The organism is Quadrisphaera granulorum, assembly GCF_003149145.1.
Lineage (GTDB): Bacteria > Actinomycetota > Actinomycetes > Actinomycetales > Quadrisphaeraceae > Quadrisphaera > Quadrisphaera granulorum.
Genome location: NZ_QGDQ01000025.1, coordinates 23,715 through 37,529, shown reverse-complemented (window position 1 = coordinate 37,529; position 13,815 = coordinate 23,715). Strand labels below are relative to the sequence as shown.

Annotated in this window: 10 protein-coding genes; 3 read left to right on the top strand and 7 right to left on the bottom strand. The window is 73.9% G+C overall.

Going from position 1 to position 13,815, the window contains the following annotated elements; all coding sequences use genetic code 11:
* Nucleotides 1-35 precede the first annotated feature (35 nt).
* From BXY45_RS17320 to BXY45_RS23410, 7 genes are all read right to left on the bottom strand, one after another.
* On the bottom strand, nucleotides 36-1,604 hold the full coding sequence (locus BXY45_RS17320; protein ID WP_109775781.1) for a PucR family transcriptional regulator: 1,569 nt from the start codon (nucleotides 1,602-1,604) through the stop codon (nucleotides 36-38).
* 7 nt (nucleotides 1,605-1,611) lie between these two features.
* The gene (locus BXY45_RS17315; RefSeq protein ID WP_170131574.1) at nucleotides 1,612-2,697 is read right to left on the bottom strand and encodes an S-methyl thiohydantoin desulfurase family protein; all 1,086 of its coding nucleotides are present in this window, start codon (nucleotides 2,695-2,697) and stop codon (nucleotides 1,612-1,614) included.
* On the bottom strand, nucleotides 2,694-4,061 hold the full coding sequence (locus tag BXY45_RS23415) for a hydantoinase/oxoprolinase family protein (protein WP_170131573.1): 1,368 nt from the start codon (nucleotides 4,059-4,061) through the stop codon (nucleotides 2,694-2,696). The genes BXY45_RS17315 and BXY45_RS23415 overlap by 4 nt, the downstream gene beginning before the upstream one ends.
* Nucleotides 4,062-4,087: 26 nt before the next feature.
* Nucleotides 4,088-5,083 carry an ABC transporter permease gene (locus BXY45_RS17310; protein WP_109775779.1) on the bottom strand — a complete coding sequence of 332 codons (996 nt, stop codon included), beginning with the start codon at nucleotides 5,081-5,083 and terminating at the stop codon, nucleotides 4,088-4,090.
* Complete coding sequence (locus tag BXY45_RS17305) at nucleotides 5,080-6,645, bottom strand: sugar ABC transporter ATP-binding protein (RefSeq protein WP_109775778.1); 1,566 nt, start codon at nucleotides 6,643-6,645, stop codon at nucleotides 5,080-5,082. The genes BXY45_RS17310 and BXY45_RS17305 overlap by 4 nt, the downstream gene beginning before the upstream one ends.
* Nucleotides 6,646-6,773: 128 nt before the next feature.
* Complete coding sequence (locus BXY45_RS17300) at nucleotides 6,774-7,805, bottom strand: sugar ABC transporter substrate-binding protein (RefSeq protein WP_211319701.1); 1,032 nt, start codon at nucleotides 7,803-7,805, stop codon at nucleotides 6,774-6,776.
* Between the two features lie 91 nt (nucleotides 7,806-7,896).
* Nucleotides 7,897-8,214: a putative quinol monooxygenase gene (locus BXY45_RS23410; RefSeq protein WP_170131572.1), complete on the bottom strand. Its 318-nt coding sequence runs from the start codon at nucleotides 8,212-8,214 to the stop codon at nucleotides 7,897-7,899.
* Between the two features lie 373 nt (nucleotides 8,215-8,587).
* On the opposite strand from BXY45_RS23410, the gene BXY45_RS17290 reads away from it, so the two are divergent.
* The 3 genes from BXY45_RS17290 to BXY45_RS17280 are packed head-to-tail and all read left to right on the top strand — an operon-like array spanning nucleotide 8,588 to nucleotide 13,790.
* Entirely contained in the window at nucleotides 8,588-10,672 is a 2,085-nt protein-coding gene (locus BXY45_RS17290; protein WP_211319700.1) for a hydantoinase/oxoprolinase family protein, read from the top strand.
* 17 nt (nucleotides 10,673-10,689) lie between these two features.
* A complete protein-coding gene (locus tag BXY45_RS17285; protein ID WP_109775775.1) occupies nucleotides 10,690-12,489 on the top strand; it encodes a hydantoinase B/oxoprolinase family protein in 1,800 nt (599 codons plus the stop codon).
* On the top strand, nucleotides 12,486-13,790 hold the full coding sequence (locus BXY45_RS17280; protein WP_211319699.1) for a metal-dependent hydrolase family protein: 1,305 nt from the start codon (nucleotides 12,486-12,488) through the stop codon (nucleotides 13,788-13,790). The genes BXY45_RS17285 and BXY45_RS17280 overlap by 4 nt, the downstream gene beginning before the upstream one ends.
* Nucleotides 13,791-13,815 lie beyond the last annotated feature (25 nt).

Here is a 13,815-nt window from a genome sequence, read left to right as displayed (position 1 = left end):
CAGGCCGGTCAGTCCCATCAGGCCGGTCAGTCCAGTCAGCTGCTGCCCGTCGCCCGCCACGCACGCACCAGTCCGTGGCAGGCGACGTGCAGCGGCAGCCGCTGGCCCGGGTCGTCGAGGGCCAGGCCCAGCTCCCGGGCTCGGGCTGTGCGGGCCAGCACCGTGTTGCGATGCACGCCGAGCTCGGCCGAGGCCGCCACCAGCGACCCACCATGGTCGAGCACCGAAGCAACCGTCTCGGCGATGACCAGGCGATCACGCGCGGACGCCAGGCGGGGAAGGGCGAGCGCAGCGACGTCCGCGACCTCGGGTACCGAGACCTGGGCGAGCACGGCGCGGACGCCCACGTCCTCGAACCACGTGATGCCGCCAGGGCCGCCGCCGACGCGGGCACCCAGGCGCGCCTCCTCCACCGAACGCACCAACCCGGCGGGACCCGGGTGGCTCGCTCCCACCCCGAGCACCAGGCCGTGGTCGGTGAGCAGCGAGGCCACCCCGGTGAGCGCACGGCGCAGCGCCGCCGGGGCTGTGTCCTCGGGGCTGTTCTGCCAGGAGACCCAGCCGCCGTCGTCGGGCACCAGGGGCCACCCCGGGCGCAGGCGCGCCCACTGGGAGCGCAGCAACTGGGTCAGCTCAGGGGCGGGTTCCTCCTCGTGCTGCGACGCCCAGCCCTCGCGCTGCAGCCACACGGCGCGGTTGACGCCTTCGACGCGCCAGCCCAGCTCGGTGCTCCAGCTCGGCACCTCGCCGTCGGCGCCCTGGCCCGCGTCGTCGTCCAAGCCGGGCGCCACCAGGTCCGCCCCGGAGTGGAGACGCACCTGCGCGCGGAGCACCTGGAAGGCGGCGCGCTCCTGCGCCGCCTGCGCGGAGGTGTCGAGGCGCCGCTGCGCCCATGCAGCCAGCAGCGGCAGGCGGGCCAAGCGCAGCACTGCCTCGGCGCTGTGGACCTCGACCTCGGCGGCCACCGCGGAGGCGGCCTCCGGTAACGAGGCGACGAGGACGGCCCACGCCCGCCCGCCGGGTCCGTTCACAGCCATCCGTACCTCGCGGTAGCCGTCGCGCTGCGCTGCGGCGGCAGCCCGGCCGGCAAGCACCGACCCACCGGCCACCAGGGCCACGAGGCCTGGGGACAGCTCGGCGTTGAGCACCCCCAGCACCCCGCGGACGCTGGACTGCTCGGCCAGCTCCTCCGCGCAGCGGGCCACGCGCAACGCTCGGGCCGCCTCCGGTGCCGCGGTGCGCGCCGCGAGCTCGAGGGCGACGTCGACGGCGTCGTCGTCGACCACCAGCAGCGCCGTGCCCAGTCGGCGAGCGAGGACGGCGCTCGCCTCGCTCATGGCCGGCCGCGGGACCACCACCCCGGCCGCCCCTCTCTCCCACGCCACGTGCAGCGCGGCGGCCAGCGACCAGCCCCCCGTGGCGGCCTCGGCGTGCAGCACCACGAGGCTGTGCGCAGGGGTGTGCGCCAGGCGGTCGAAGGTCTCCGCCAGCTCGACGCGCAGCACCCGCTGGGCGGGGTCGGGCAGCACCGCGACCTCTCCCCGGGCCAGCGGGTCGACCCGCACCAGCTCCGCAAGCGCCAGCGGCGCCGTCGCCCTGCTCATCAGCGGCTCACCGCCGACGGGGGTGGTCGAGGGGGATGCCGTGCGAGGCCGGACCGACCATCGAGAGCGCCTCCGCGGAGTACCAGACGGGGTGGGCGGGGATGACCAGGACGTCGACGAGGTCGCCCGGCCAGAGGCTGTCCAACGGGGCGATGACACCACGCTCGACGTCGAGCAGCGTGATGAGGTCAGGGGCCGCGGCGGTCAGCGCACCGTCACTGAAGACGGCGACGATCTCGCTGCGCAGCTCCAGGCGCAGCTGGCGAGCATCCGGACCCATCTGCTCCACCACCACGCTGCTCGGGTGGGTGGGGATGGTCGCGTCGGTGGGCCGCGAGAGGTGCTCGAGCGCCACGATGCGTCCGCGCCCCACCCGGCGGCAGCCGTTCACCGCGGCCAGCCGGGCGACCGTGGTGTCGGGGTCGCGGGACGCCAGGAGCACCCGGCCCACCTCGACGAGGCGGCTCACCGTGCCGGGCAGGCTCGCTGCCGCCACCTCCCCGGCGGTGCTGGGATAAGCGGCGAGCGCGGCCCAGCCGCCCAGTGCGTCGATGCCCGCCCGCAGCAACGCGTCGGCACGCCACGCGTCGGGCACCCGCAGGCTGAGGCTCTCCCCCGTCGCACCGGCGACCACGAGCGGCGTCACCGGAAGCCCCGCCAGGTGCATGGCGGTGTGGTGGATGAGGGCGAAGGTGCGTCCCATACCGTCGGCGTCCAGCAGGGGGACGCCGAGCTGGCTGGCCACGACGGCGGGCACCAGCGCGCTGACGGTCGCCGCGGACAGTGGCAGCACCGCCTCCACCGGCCGCCCCGACAGCCGCTCCAGCTCACGCACGGCGGTGACGAACTCGTCACCGGTGGGCGGCAGGTCGGCCAGCGCGGAGCCGGAGCCGATGACACAGACCGCGGCGCAGCCCGCCTGCGGGGGCAAGGTGCGGGGCGGCACCACCCGCAGTGGCCCGCCTCGCTCCAGCAGGTCCGTCAGCCAGGCGACCGTCGTCTCCAGGCTCGAGGGCGCCAACGACGGGGAGTACAGCAACGCGCCCGCGGCGAGCGCCGGGACGTCGGCCGCGGTGAGCTCTCCGTCGCTCACCGCCCGGCCCCGCCCACGCGGACCCGCACGCGCACCGTCCCTGCGCGGCTGTACGGCACGGCGACCGCGGACACCTCGACGACGTCGGCACTGCCAGGCTCCGCTCCGTTGGCGGTGGCCAGGGCGGTCGCGCGCTGGACGGCAGTGCGCTGCACGGCGGCCAGGTCGTCGGCGGAGCCGATGGCCGCGATCTCGTCGAGCCACGACAGTGGCCTGGCGAGTGCCGCCCCGGCGCAGGCCAGCTCGTCGAGCGGACGGTCGGCGACGACGTCGGGCACCTGTCCGTCGACCGGTGATCCGGCGTCAGCCGGGAGGCGGTCTCCCGCCACCCCGGGCCGGGCGCGGTCGACGGCCACCGTGGGGACCACGAGCTCAGCAGGAGGGCTGCCCACGACGAGGGGTCGCACGAGCGCCAGGCCGTTACGGACCCCACCCACGAGGTGACCGCCGCCTACCGCCGGCAGCACCACCCGGCACCTGTCGAGACCCGCCAGCAAGGCTGCGCCGAGCACCGCCGGGCCGTGCCCGCCGCCGAGCACCAGCACAGGCGCCGAGCGTGCCCGCTCGGCGCTCAGGGAGCCTCCGTCCCCCCGGCACAGCCGCAGCTCGGCGCCGCGGCGCCCGGCCCGTCGGCGCAGCACCGCCTCGGCGCGGTCGACGACGACGTCGACCGCCCCGCGCAGAGCGGCGTCGGCGACGACGGTCGCCTCGCGGGCCGCACTGCCGTGCCCGCCGAAGTCGTGCGCGGCGCTGATGCGTGCGCCGGGCAGGGCGGCCTGCACCGCGTCAGCGACGGTGCGCTCGTGCGCGGGTTGGCCCGCCGAGCCGGCTGCCACGACGGCGACGTACCGCGGCGCGACCCCGGCGAGCGTCTCGACCACGTCGGCGAGGACGTCGCGATCGAGCAGGCGGAGTTCGCGGCCGAGCAGGTCGTGGCCCCCGGGCACCACCCAGCGATGGCTCACGAGCGCCTCGACCAGCGCGGACGGGTGGCGCGCGAGCGCGGGGTCGGTACTGGCTCGCGGGGTGACGCGCACCACGGCCACCGGGTCGAGGGAGCCGGCGTGGTGCAGCAGGTGCTCCAGGTAGGGGCCGGCGTCGAGCACCACCGACACGGGCCGGGAAGGGACGGCGTCGGTCGCGGGGGCGGCCAGCACCGACAGCGCCGCGGTGAGAACCCGCTCGAGCGCACCCGGACCGGTGGCCCGCTCGACAAGGAGCACCTGCGCTCGCCCGCCCGCGCGCGCGGCGGGACGCACCACGACGGCGGTGGCGCCGTCGGGCCGTAGCTGGGCACCGACGAGCGAGGGGTCGGTGTGCTGGTAGCACTCCGACCCCTCTGCTGGCTGGGCTGTTGGCACCATCGGCGCAGGCTAGCCGCCCCGCTGTGTCACCGGGCGCGGCGGCGCAGGACGCCGTCCACGGTGACCGCGAGCAGGATCAGCCCGCCGGTGGTGACCTGGAGGTAGGTCGTGTCCCAGCCGAGCAGGTTGAAACCGTTGCCGATGAGCGTCAGGAGCAGCGCGCCCACCACGCCGCGCCACACGGCTCCCTCGCCGCCGAGGATGCTCGTGCCGCCGATCACGGCGGCCGCGATGGCGTTGAGGTCGTACCCCGTGGCCATGCTCGACTGGGCCGAGCCCGCGCGGGAGGCGAGGATGAGCCCCGCCAGCGCGGCGCAGACGCCGCTGATGGTGAAAGCGGCGATGTGCACGCGGTCGGTGCGGATGCCCGACAGCCGGGCGGCCTCGGCGTTGCCGCCGACCGCGTAGAGGCGGCGACCGAAGGTGGTCGAGGAGACCAGCAGCGAGGCCGCGACGGCCACCACGAGGAACATCACGGTGGCGGAGGTCAGCCCGAACACCGAGGGCCAGGTGAGCATGCCGAACTGCTCGGCCTGGTCGGTGAGCGGGTAGGCGATGGCACCGGCGGTGATGACCACCGCCATGCCACGGTAGATGATCGAGGTGGCGAGGGTGCCGATGAACGAGTTCACGCGCGACTTCACGACGATGGTGCCGGTCAGCATGCCGAGTACGGCACCGGCCACCACCGCGGCGACGAACCCGCCGACCACGCCGACCTGCTGGCCGACGGTGACGCCGACGATCGCGGAGACCGCGAGCGTGGCGCTGGCGGTGAGGTCGAAGACGCCGCTGAGGATGCAGATGGTCGCGCCGATCGCGAGCAGGCCGACGACGGAGGCCTGGTCGAGCAGGTTCACGAGGTTCTGCCGGGTGAGGAAGGTGTCGGTGCTGAACGACAGGGCCACGACGATGGCAACCAGCGCCACGAGGATCCCGTAGTCGCGCACCTTCCCCCCCGGACGGGAACGGGGACGGGCACTGGCGGCGCTCGTCGGTGCGGCCGTCGTCCTGGTGCTCATGCGGAAGTCCTCTCGGCAGGTGCGGTCTGCTCGTCCGGGTGCTCGTCGGGCTGCTCGTCGTCGCCGAAGGCGAGGGACACGACGGCCTCGCGCGGGGCGTCCCGCCCGAACTCCCCCACCACACGGCCGTGCCGGAGCACCAGCACACGGTGGGACAGCGCGAGGACTTCCTCGAGCTCGCTGGACACGACGACGACGGCGCGCCCCTGGCGGGCGAGATCGACGACCAGGTGGTGAAGCTGGGTCTTGGCGGCCACATCGACACCGCGCGTCGGCTCGTCCACCAGCAGCACGCGCGGCTCGCGCAGCAGCCACTTCGCGAAGAGCACCTTCTGCTGGTTGCCTCCCGACAGGGCACCGACCGCGGCGGTGGGGTCGGCGGCACGCACGTCCGTGCTCCGCCCGACACCCTCGACCGCGGTCCGCTCGGAGCGCCGCCGCACGAAGCCGGCCCGGGCACGCGCCGTGAGCGAGGCCAGTGCAGTGTTCTCCGCGATGGAGCGGACCAGCACCAGTCCCTGCTCCTTCCGCGACTCCGGGACGAGTGCGACACCGGCGGCCATCGCCGCCCGCGGGGAGGGTCTGGTGATGGGGGTTCCATCGACGCTGACGGTGCCCGCGGTGGCGGCATCCGCACCGAAGAGCAGGTGCAGCAGCTCGCTGCGTCCGGACCCGACGAGACCGGCGATACCCAGCACCTCCCCCGCGCGCACGCGCAGATCCACGTCGTGCACCGGCCGCGGCCCGGTGCTGCGGGACAGCCCGACCGCCTCGAGCAGCACGGGGGCGTCGTCGGGCACCGGCGGCGGGGCCGGGTAGAGGACGTCGACCTGCCGCCCGACCATGTGCCGCACCAGCGACGCGGGGGTCTGCTCGGCGGCGTCACCGGTGTGGACGAGGTCGCCGTCGCGCAGCACGGTGAGGCGGTCCGCGACCGCGAGCACCTCGTCGAGGAAGTGGCTGACCAACAGCACGGTGGTTCCGCCTGCGGCCAGGTCGCGCATGAGCTGCAGCAGGCCGGCCTTCTCGTGCTCGGTGAGCACCGCCGTCGGCTCGTCGAAGGCGATGACGCGGGCACCGCGGGCCAACGCGCGCAGCACCTCGACCTGCTGCTGCGCGCCGGTCGACAGGTCCTTGACGCGGGCGACGGGGTCGATGTCGAAACCCGTACGCTCCAGGAGCGCGTCGAAGACAGCGCGGTCGGCGCCGCGGGCAACCCACCCGGCGCGGGCGCGCCAGCGGCCCAGCACCACGTTGTCGAGCACCGTCATCGCCGGCACCAGCGCACCCTCCTGGGTGATGAGGCTGACACCCTGGGCGATCGCGTCGCGAGGACTGGTCATGGTGGTGACCGCGCCGTCGAAGCTCACCTCACCCGCGTCGGCGCGGACAGCTCCGCCCAGCACCTTGAGCAGCGTCGACTTGCCCGCCCCGTTCTCCCCGACGAGGGCGTGTACCTCACCGGGTGCGATGTCGAGGTCGATGCCGCGCAGCACCGACACGCCGCCGTAGCTCTTTCCGACGCCGCGGACGCTGATGTGCGGCGCTGTTCGCTCTGTCACGGTCTGCTCCTCGGTCGGCCGGCGGGTCGGCTGGTCGGTCGGCTGGTCGGTCGTCTCGTGGGTGGCGACCGGCGGCCGGGCCTAGGAGGGACCCGACCGCCGGGCGGTCTGCCTGCAGGACCCTCGGGTCAGTCGCTGTACTCGGCGGTGAGGCCCGCGAGGGTCTCCTTGGTGCCGAGCGCCTTGAACGGGGTCAGGTCAGCCGAGTTGGTCGCCACCGGCACGTCCTCACCTCGGTGCTTCTTGAGGCCCAGTTCGGTAGCCGTCTTGCCGTCGGTCTTCTCCGGGATGACGTAGGTGCCGTACCAGGTGCCGTCCATGACGCCGGCGTATGCCTGGGTGGAGCCGCCGTTGCCGACGTAGAGGATGTCGGTGCGCCCCTCGGTGAGAGCGGACGCACCCTCGATGGCCTGTGAGGAGCCGATGACGACGTTGACTCCGGGGTTCGCCTGCAGCACGTTCTGCATGGCGGTGCGGCCCGAGTCGGGGGTGTACCCACCGATGGGCGTGGCGACGACGTCGGCCCCGCCGGCCTTGAGCGCGGCGACCGCGGCCTCGGTGCGGGCGGCGTCGAGGGGGTAGTTGTCGAAGCCCTGCAGGTAGGCCACCTGGCAGGGCTGCTTGCCGAGCTGCTTGCACGCGTCCAGGCCCAGCTTCGCCAGGCCCTGCCCGTTGGCGGTGGGGGCGTCGACGATGGAGATGACGCCGTCGACCTGCGGTTCGATGGTGTCGAAACGACCCCCGATGGGGGTGAACTCCACGACGACGGTGATGCCGGCGGCCAGCGCCTGCTTGACCGGCTGCGTGATCGCGGTGCCGTCGTTGGCCTGGATGACCACCACGTCGAAGCGCTTGCTGGTGACGGCGTCCGTGAGCTGCTGCACCTGGACGGCGCCGTCGAAGTTGGAGTCGACGAACTCGGCAGTGGCGTTGTTCTCCTGCGCTGCCTCCTGCACGCCCGCCCAGGCTGCCTGGGCGAAGGAGTTGGCCTTGGCGAAGCCGAAGAAGCCCACGCGGAGCTGCTGGTCGGCGGAGACGGTGCTGCTCGCCGAGCTGGTGGACGAGGCACCGGCCTCGGCGTTGGGGTTGCTACAGGCGCTGGCAAGGGCGAGCGCGGCGGCGCCGAACACGGCGGCGACGGCGCGGGTGGTGCGCTTCACGGTGTCTCCTCGGGGGCTGGCGGGCTGGGGGTGGCTGAGGTGCTGGCTGGGCTGGGGTGACGGAGCGGCTGCCGGGGCTGTGGTGCGGCGGTCAGGTGACCGGGGCGAGCACGGCGCCGGCGCGGGGGGCGGCGCCTGCATCGAGCAGGGGGGCCAGGGCCGCCCCCACGTCGTTGCGCCAGGGGTCCGCGACCCAGGCGGCGTAGGCAGCCTCGTCGTCCCACTCGGCGATGACGACGTGCGTGGCGCCCCCGGCGGCCAGAGCCCCCTCCACCGTGCGGAGCAGCACGGCGCCGCGGCAACCGGGGAAGGCGCGGGACCGGTCCAGGACGCCGAGGTCGGCGTAAAGGTCGTCGACGGCCTGCTCGTTGCCGGGACGGGCGCTGAGCTGCAGCACGCTGGTGATCACGGGGGTCCTCCTGTGGCGGGGTGGGCGAATGCTGACCCAGGCCCGCCGGGGCCCGGTGTGCCAAGAGCACAGCGGTGCGGCAGTTCGCTGTACCTCGCCGGCCATGCGCGCCGAGGTGGTTGACAGCGCTCCGGGCAGCGTGCCAGCGTCCGGACCCTCGACCGACCGCCGGCTGACGCAGCCCGGTGGCCGGTCCGAGCGGCCGGGTCCCTCAGACGCCCGCCCCCGCCAGCGCGCCACGCCGCCTCGGGGCACGGAGCGCGCGGTCCACCCCGCTGCCGGCGCACCAGCGCCCCTCCCTCCATCGCGCCCCGCGCACCGGGGTGCGCCGTCGGCTACCCGGCGCCCCCCGGCGCCGTCGAGAGGTGGACCCGTGAGCACCAGCGAGCAGACCAGCGAGCGGACCGACAGGACGGCGCGCGTCGCCATCGACGTCGGCGGCACCTTCACCGACGTCGTCGAGCTGCTCCCCGAGACCGGGGCGCTGCGCTTCGAGAAGGTCCCGACCACGCCTGACGCCCCCACCCGGGGCGTCATGGCAGGCTTCGCCGCGACCAGCGGCGAGGTCTCCTCGGTGCGGACCTTCACGCACGGCACCACGCTCGGCCTCAACGCGCTGCTCACTCGCACCGGGGCTCGCACCGCCGTCGTCGGCACACGCGGCTTCCGCGACGTCTACCTGCTGGGGCGCACCGACCGGCGCGTGAACTTCGACATCACCTACCGCAAGCCGAAGGCGCTGCTCGAGCGGTACGACACCTTCGAGGTCACCGAGCGCTCCTGGCACGACGGGTCGGTGGTCACGCCCTTCGACCGCGAGGACGCCGCCCGGGTGGCCCGCACCGTCGCCGAGCGTGGCTACGACGCCGTCGCCGTGTGCTTCCTGCACTCCTACGCCAACCCCGCTCACGAGCTGGCGATGCGCGAGGTGCTGGCCGAGCTGGCACCGGGCGTGACGGTGACGCTGTCCCACGAGCTGAGCCGGGAGTACCGCGAGTTCGAGCGCACCAGCACGGCCGTGCTCGACGCGTACGTCAAGCCCGTGGTCCGCCGCTACCTGGGTGCGCTGGAGGGCGAGCTCCGCACCGCCGGCTTCGGTGGGCGGTTCCTCATGACGCGCTCCGGCGGTGGCGCGATGAGTGCCACCGCGGCCCGCGAGCAGCCGGTGAGCCTCATCCTGTCCGGCCCCGCGGGCGGGGTCGTCGGTGCCGTGGCGCTGGCGAAGGCGCTCGGGATGCCCGACCTCATCACCATCGACATGGGTGGCACCTCGCTGGACGCCTCCCTCGTGCTCGACGGCGAGCCGGTGCTGCACCAGGGCGCCGAGTTCGAGGGGATGCCGATCAACACGCCGTCGCTGTACATCCACACCATCGGTGCGGGCGGCGGCTCGCTGGGCTGGCTCGACGCCGCCGGGGCGCTGCAGGTCGGCCCCGCCAGCGCGGGCGCCGTGCCGGGCCCGGCGTCCTACGGGCGTGGCGGTGACCGGCCGACCTTCACCGACGCGGCCCTCGCCATCGGCTACCTCGGCACGGAGACGCCACTGGGCGGGACGCTGCGCCTGGATGCGGCCCTGGCCACCAAGGCCCTACAGCCCCTCGCCGACGAGTTGGGCCTGTCGGTGCCGGCCCTGGGCCGGGGCATGGTGGCCATCTCGACCACCAAGATCATGGGCGCGGTCCGTGCCATCACCGTAGAGGTGGGGCGCGACCCGAAGGACTTCGCGATGCTGTCCTTCGGCGGGGGCGGCGGCCTGGTCGCCGTCGACGTCGCCGTCGAGCTGGGTATCCCCACCGTCGTCGTGCCACCGGGTCAGGGAGCGTTCTGCGCCTTCGGCATGCTGCTGGCCGATGTCCAGCACGACGCCTCGCGCACCGTGGTGGCGGCGCTGGACGAGCTCGACCCGGCCCTGGCCGACGCGCAGTGGCGCACCATGGAGGACGACGCGCGCGCCGCGCTCGCCGAGGAGGGCTTCACGGCCGCTTCCGTGGTGATGGCGCGCAGCCTGGACGTGCGCTACTCGGGCCAGGAGCACTCGGTCACCCTGCCCCTGCACGGTGACGGCGCGGCGGGCCCGCTGGACGCGGCGCGCGTCGCGGCGGACTTCGCCGCCCTCCATGAACGCCAGTACGGCCACACCATGACCGACCCGGTGGAAGTCACGACGCTGCGGCTGCGCGCCACCGGCGTGGTCGACAAGCCCGAGCTCCCCCGCCTGCGGGAGCGCACCGCCGCGGATGGTCCCCTGCAGCGCGAAGGCGAGCGGCCGGTCTTCGTGAACGACGACGCCCCCGCGGTGCCCTACGCCCTCTACACACGCGAGGAGATGCTCGCGGGCGACGAGGTGGCCGGCCCCGCCGTCGTCACCGAGCACACCGCCACCACCGTGCTGCACGCCGGTGACGTGCTGCGCGTCGGCTCGCTGGGCGAGCTCGTCATCACCGTCGGCCAGCGCTGAGACCCGGAGGCACACCCATGACCACGAACACCAGCCCCAGCCCCAGCCCCAGCCCCAATGCCACGAGCAGCGCGACCGGCACCGACGCCATCACCGTCGAGGTCATCCGGCACGGCCTGCTGGCCAGCGCCGAGGAGATGGCCCGCAACCTGTGCCGCACCGCGTACAACACGGTGGTCTACGAGATCCACGACTACGGCATCGGCCTGCACGACGCTGCGGGCGACGTCGTCGCCGATGCCCCCGGCATCGCCGTCTTCACGCGCGGCAACGACCACGGCATCAAGCGGGCGGTGCAGTTCCTCGGTGCCGACACGATGGCTCCCGGCGACGTCTTCATCCTCAACTACCCGTACTGGTCGAGCGCGCACACCCTCGACCCGCTGGTCTTCGCTCCGATCCACGCCGACGACGAGCACGGCGTGCAGCAGCTCGTGGGCTTCGCCTCGTGCCGCATCCATGTGCTGGACCTCAAGCAGAAGGACCCCGGCTACGTGCTCGACTCCACTGACGCCTCGCAGGAGGGGATCTTCTTCCCCGCCACGCGGCTGTACGTGGGAGGACGCCAGAACGACGACGTCTTCAACATCATCCGGTTCAACTCCCGCATGCCCGAGCGGACCATCGGCGACATCCAGGCGCAGGTCTCGGCCTGCGTCACGGGCCGCCGGCGGATGCAGGAGCTCGTCGCCAAGTACGGTCTGGGCACGGTCAGCTCGGCCATGGAGGCCATCAACGCCCACGGCGAGAAGCTCGCCCGCCTGGCGCTGGCACAGCTGCCGAAGGGCACGTGGACCGCGCACGACTTCGTCGACAACGACGGCGTCGACCTCGACCGACTCGTGAAGATGAACTGCACGGTGACCATCACCGACGACGAGTTCGTCATCGACTGGTCCGGCTCGGAGACCGGGGTGCGCGGCCCCATCAACCTCCCCGTGGGGCAGACCGAGGCGTTCTGCTCACTGATCTTCAAGGCGATGACGACGCCGGACACGCCCGTGGTGGCGGGCAACTTCGCCCCGATGCGCATCGTCACGGAGCCGGGATCGGTGATGCACGCCGTGCACCCGATGCCCACGTTCACGCTGTGGACAGCGCTCATCGGCGGCGAGGTGGTCCTCAAGGCCCTCGCCCAGGGCATGCCCGACCGGGTGCCCGCTTCCTCCGGCGGAGACGTCTGCTCGATGATGGGCCTGGGGACGCACCCGCGCACCGGCGAGCCCTGGCTGGAGGCCACCAACGAAGCCGTCGGGTTCGGCGGGCACGCCGGCGGCGACGGAGAGGACGGGATCATGCACCTGTCCGAGCCCGGGTGCCGCAACAACCCCGTCGAGGTATTGGAGACGAAGTCGTCGATGGTCATCGACTCCTACGGCTACCGGCCCGACACCGGCGGCGCCGGCCGGCACCGCGGCGGGGTGGGCGTGGCCCGCACCTACCGGTTCACCGGGCCCTCCACGGGCATCTGCCTGGTCTACAAGACGAAGACCAAGCCGTGGCCCGTGCTCGGTGGGCTGCCAGGCACCAACAACCAGGTGGTGCTCAACCCCGGCACCGAGCGCGAGGTCGTGCAGGGCGGGTCCTACAACCATCTGCAGGCCGGGGACGTGCTCGTCAACGCCACCGGTGGGGGCGGCGGCTATGGCGACCCGCTGCTGCGCGACCCCGCCGCCGTCGGCCGGGACGTGCGCAACGAGTTCGTCTCCGTGAGCGCGGCGCTCCGCGACTACGGCGTGGTGGTGGCCGCCGACGGCACCGTGGACGAGACCGCGACCGCTGCCGAGCGCGCCTCGCGCGGGGAGGAGTCGGCATGACGAGCGGTATGACGAGCAGCGTGACGAGGAGCGTGACGAGCACGACGACGGGATCACGGCTCGCCGTCGTCGGGGGTTCGGTGTGGGACGGCGAGTCCGACGCCGCGGTCCCGGGCACCGTGCTCGTCGAAGACGGCCGGGTCGTCGACGTCGTCGTCCTCGACGGTGACGGCGGCTCCGGCGGCGGCTCAGCTTCCGACGCCGCCGTCAGCCGGGTCCGCGACGCCGGGGGTGTCGTGCTCGACGCACGCGGTCGCACCGTGCTGCCGGGGCTCATCGACGCGCACTGCCACGCCTACGCGGCGGCTCTGTCACCCCGGGACATCGAGACATGGCCGCTGAGCTACGTCGCGCTCAACGCCGCTCGCCGCCTCGAGGCGGCACTGGCGCGCGGCTTCACCACCGTGCGTGACGTCGCCGGTGGCGATGCCGGGCTGGCGCGGGCCCTCGACGAGGGCCTCGTCACGGGACCGCGCTACTTCTACACCGGCGCCGCGCTGTCGCAGACCGGCGGCCACGGGGAGGTGCGGGGGCGCGGGGAGGACCTGTGCGGCTGCAACGCCCACCTGTCCGAGGTGGTCGACGGCGTCGACGCTCTGCGCCGCGCCGTGCGCGAGAGGTTCCAGGACGGCGCCCACGCCATCAAAGTCATGGCCTCCGGCGGGGTGGTCTCCGAGACCGACCCGATCCGGGTGCCGCAGTACTCCTCCGAGGAGCTGCGCGCGGTGGTGGACGAGGCCGCCCGGCGCGGGTCGTACGTGGCGGCCCACGCCTACTCCCCCGAGGCGATCACGCACGCCGTGGACGCGGGGGTGCGCAGCATCGAGCACGGCAACCTCCTCGACGCCGCCACCGCCTCGCTGATGGCCGAGCGCGGCGCGGTGCTCGTGGCCACGCTCGGCTGCTACGAGGCGATGGCCCGACGAGGAGCCGACCTGGGCATGAGCGCGGTCTCGCAGGCCAAGAACACCGAGGTGCTGTCCGCCGGACGGGAGGCGCTGGCGCTGGCGCTGGCCGCGGGCGTGCCGGTGGGGTTCGGGTCCGACCTCATGGGCCCGCTGGAGGACGAGCAGCTGAACTGCCTACGCCTGCACGTCGACGTCCTCGGTCCGCTCCAGGCGCTGCGCTCGGCGACGTCGGTCAACGCCGACGTGCTGCAGCAACCCGACCTGGGCCGCGTTCGCGTGGGCTTCGCAGCAGACCTGCTCATCGTCGACGGCGACCCATTCGCCCGCCCGGACGTCCTGTGGGGACCGCCGGGCGGGCGGACGGTGGTGCTCGGCGGGGTCGTCGTCGGTTGACGGAACCGGCGGGCCGGTTCCCCCG

Excerpts from the sequence above, each read along its gene's own strand:
- BXY45_RS23415 (WP_170131573.1), bottom strand. The coding sequence starts at position 4,061 with ATGGTGCCAACAGCCCAGCCAGCAGAGGGGTCGGAGTGCTACCAGCAC.
- BXY45_RS17320 (WP_109775781.1), bottom strand. The coding sequence starts at position 1,604 with ATGAGCAGGGCGACGGCGCCGCTGGCGCTTGCGGAGCTGGTGCGGGTC.
- BXY45_RS17310 (WP_109775779.1), bottom strand. The coding sequence starts at position 5,083 with ATGAGCACCAGGACGACGGCCGCACCGACGAGCGCCGCCAGTGCCCGT.
- BXY45_RS17280 (WP_211319699.1), top strand. The coding sequence starts at position 12,486 with ATGACGAGCGGTATGACGAGCAGCGTGACGAGGAGCGTGACGAGCACG.
- BXY45_RS17285 (WP_109775775.1), top strand. The coding sequence starts at position 10,690 with ATGACCACGAACACCAGCCCCAGCCCCAGCCCCAGCCCCAATGCCACG.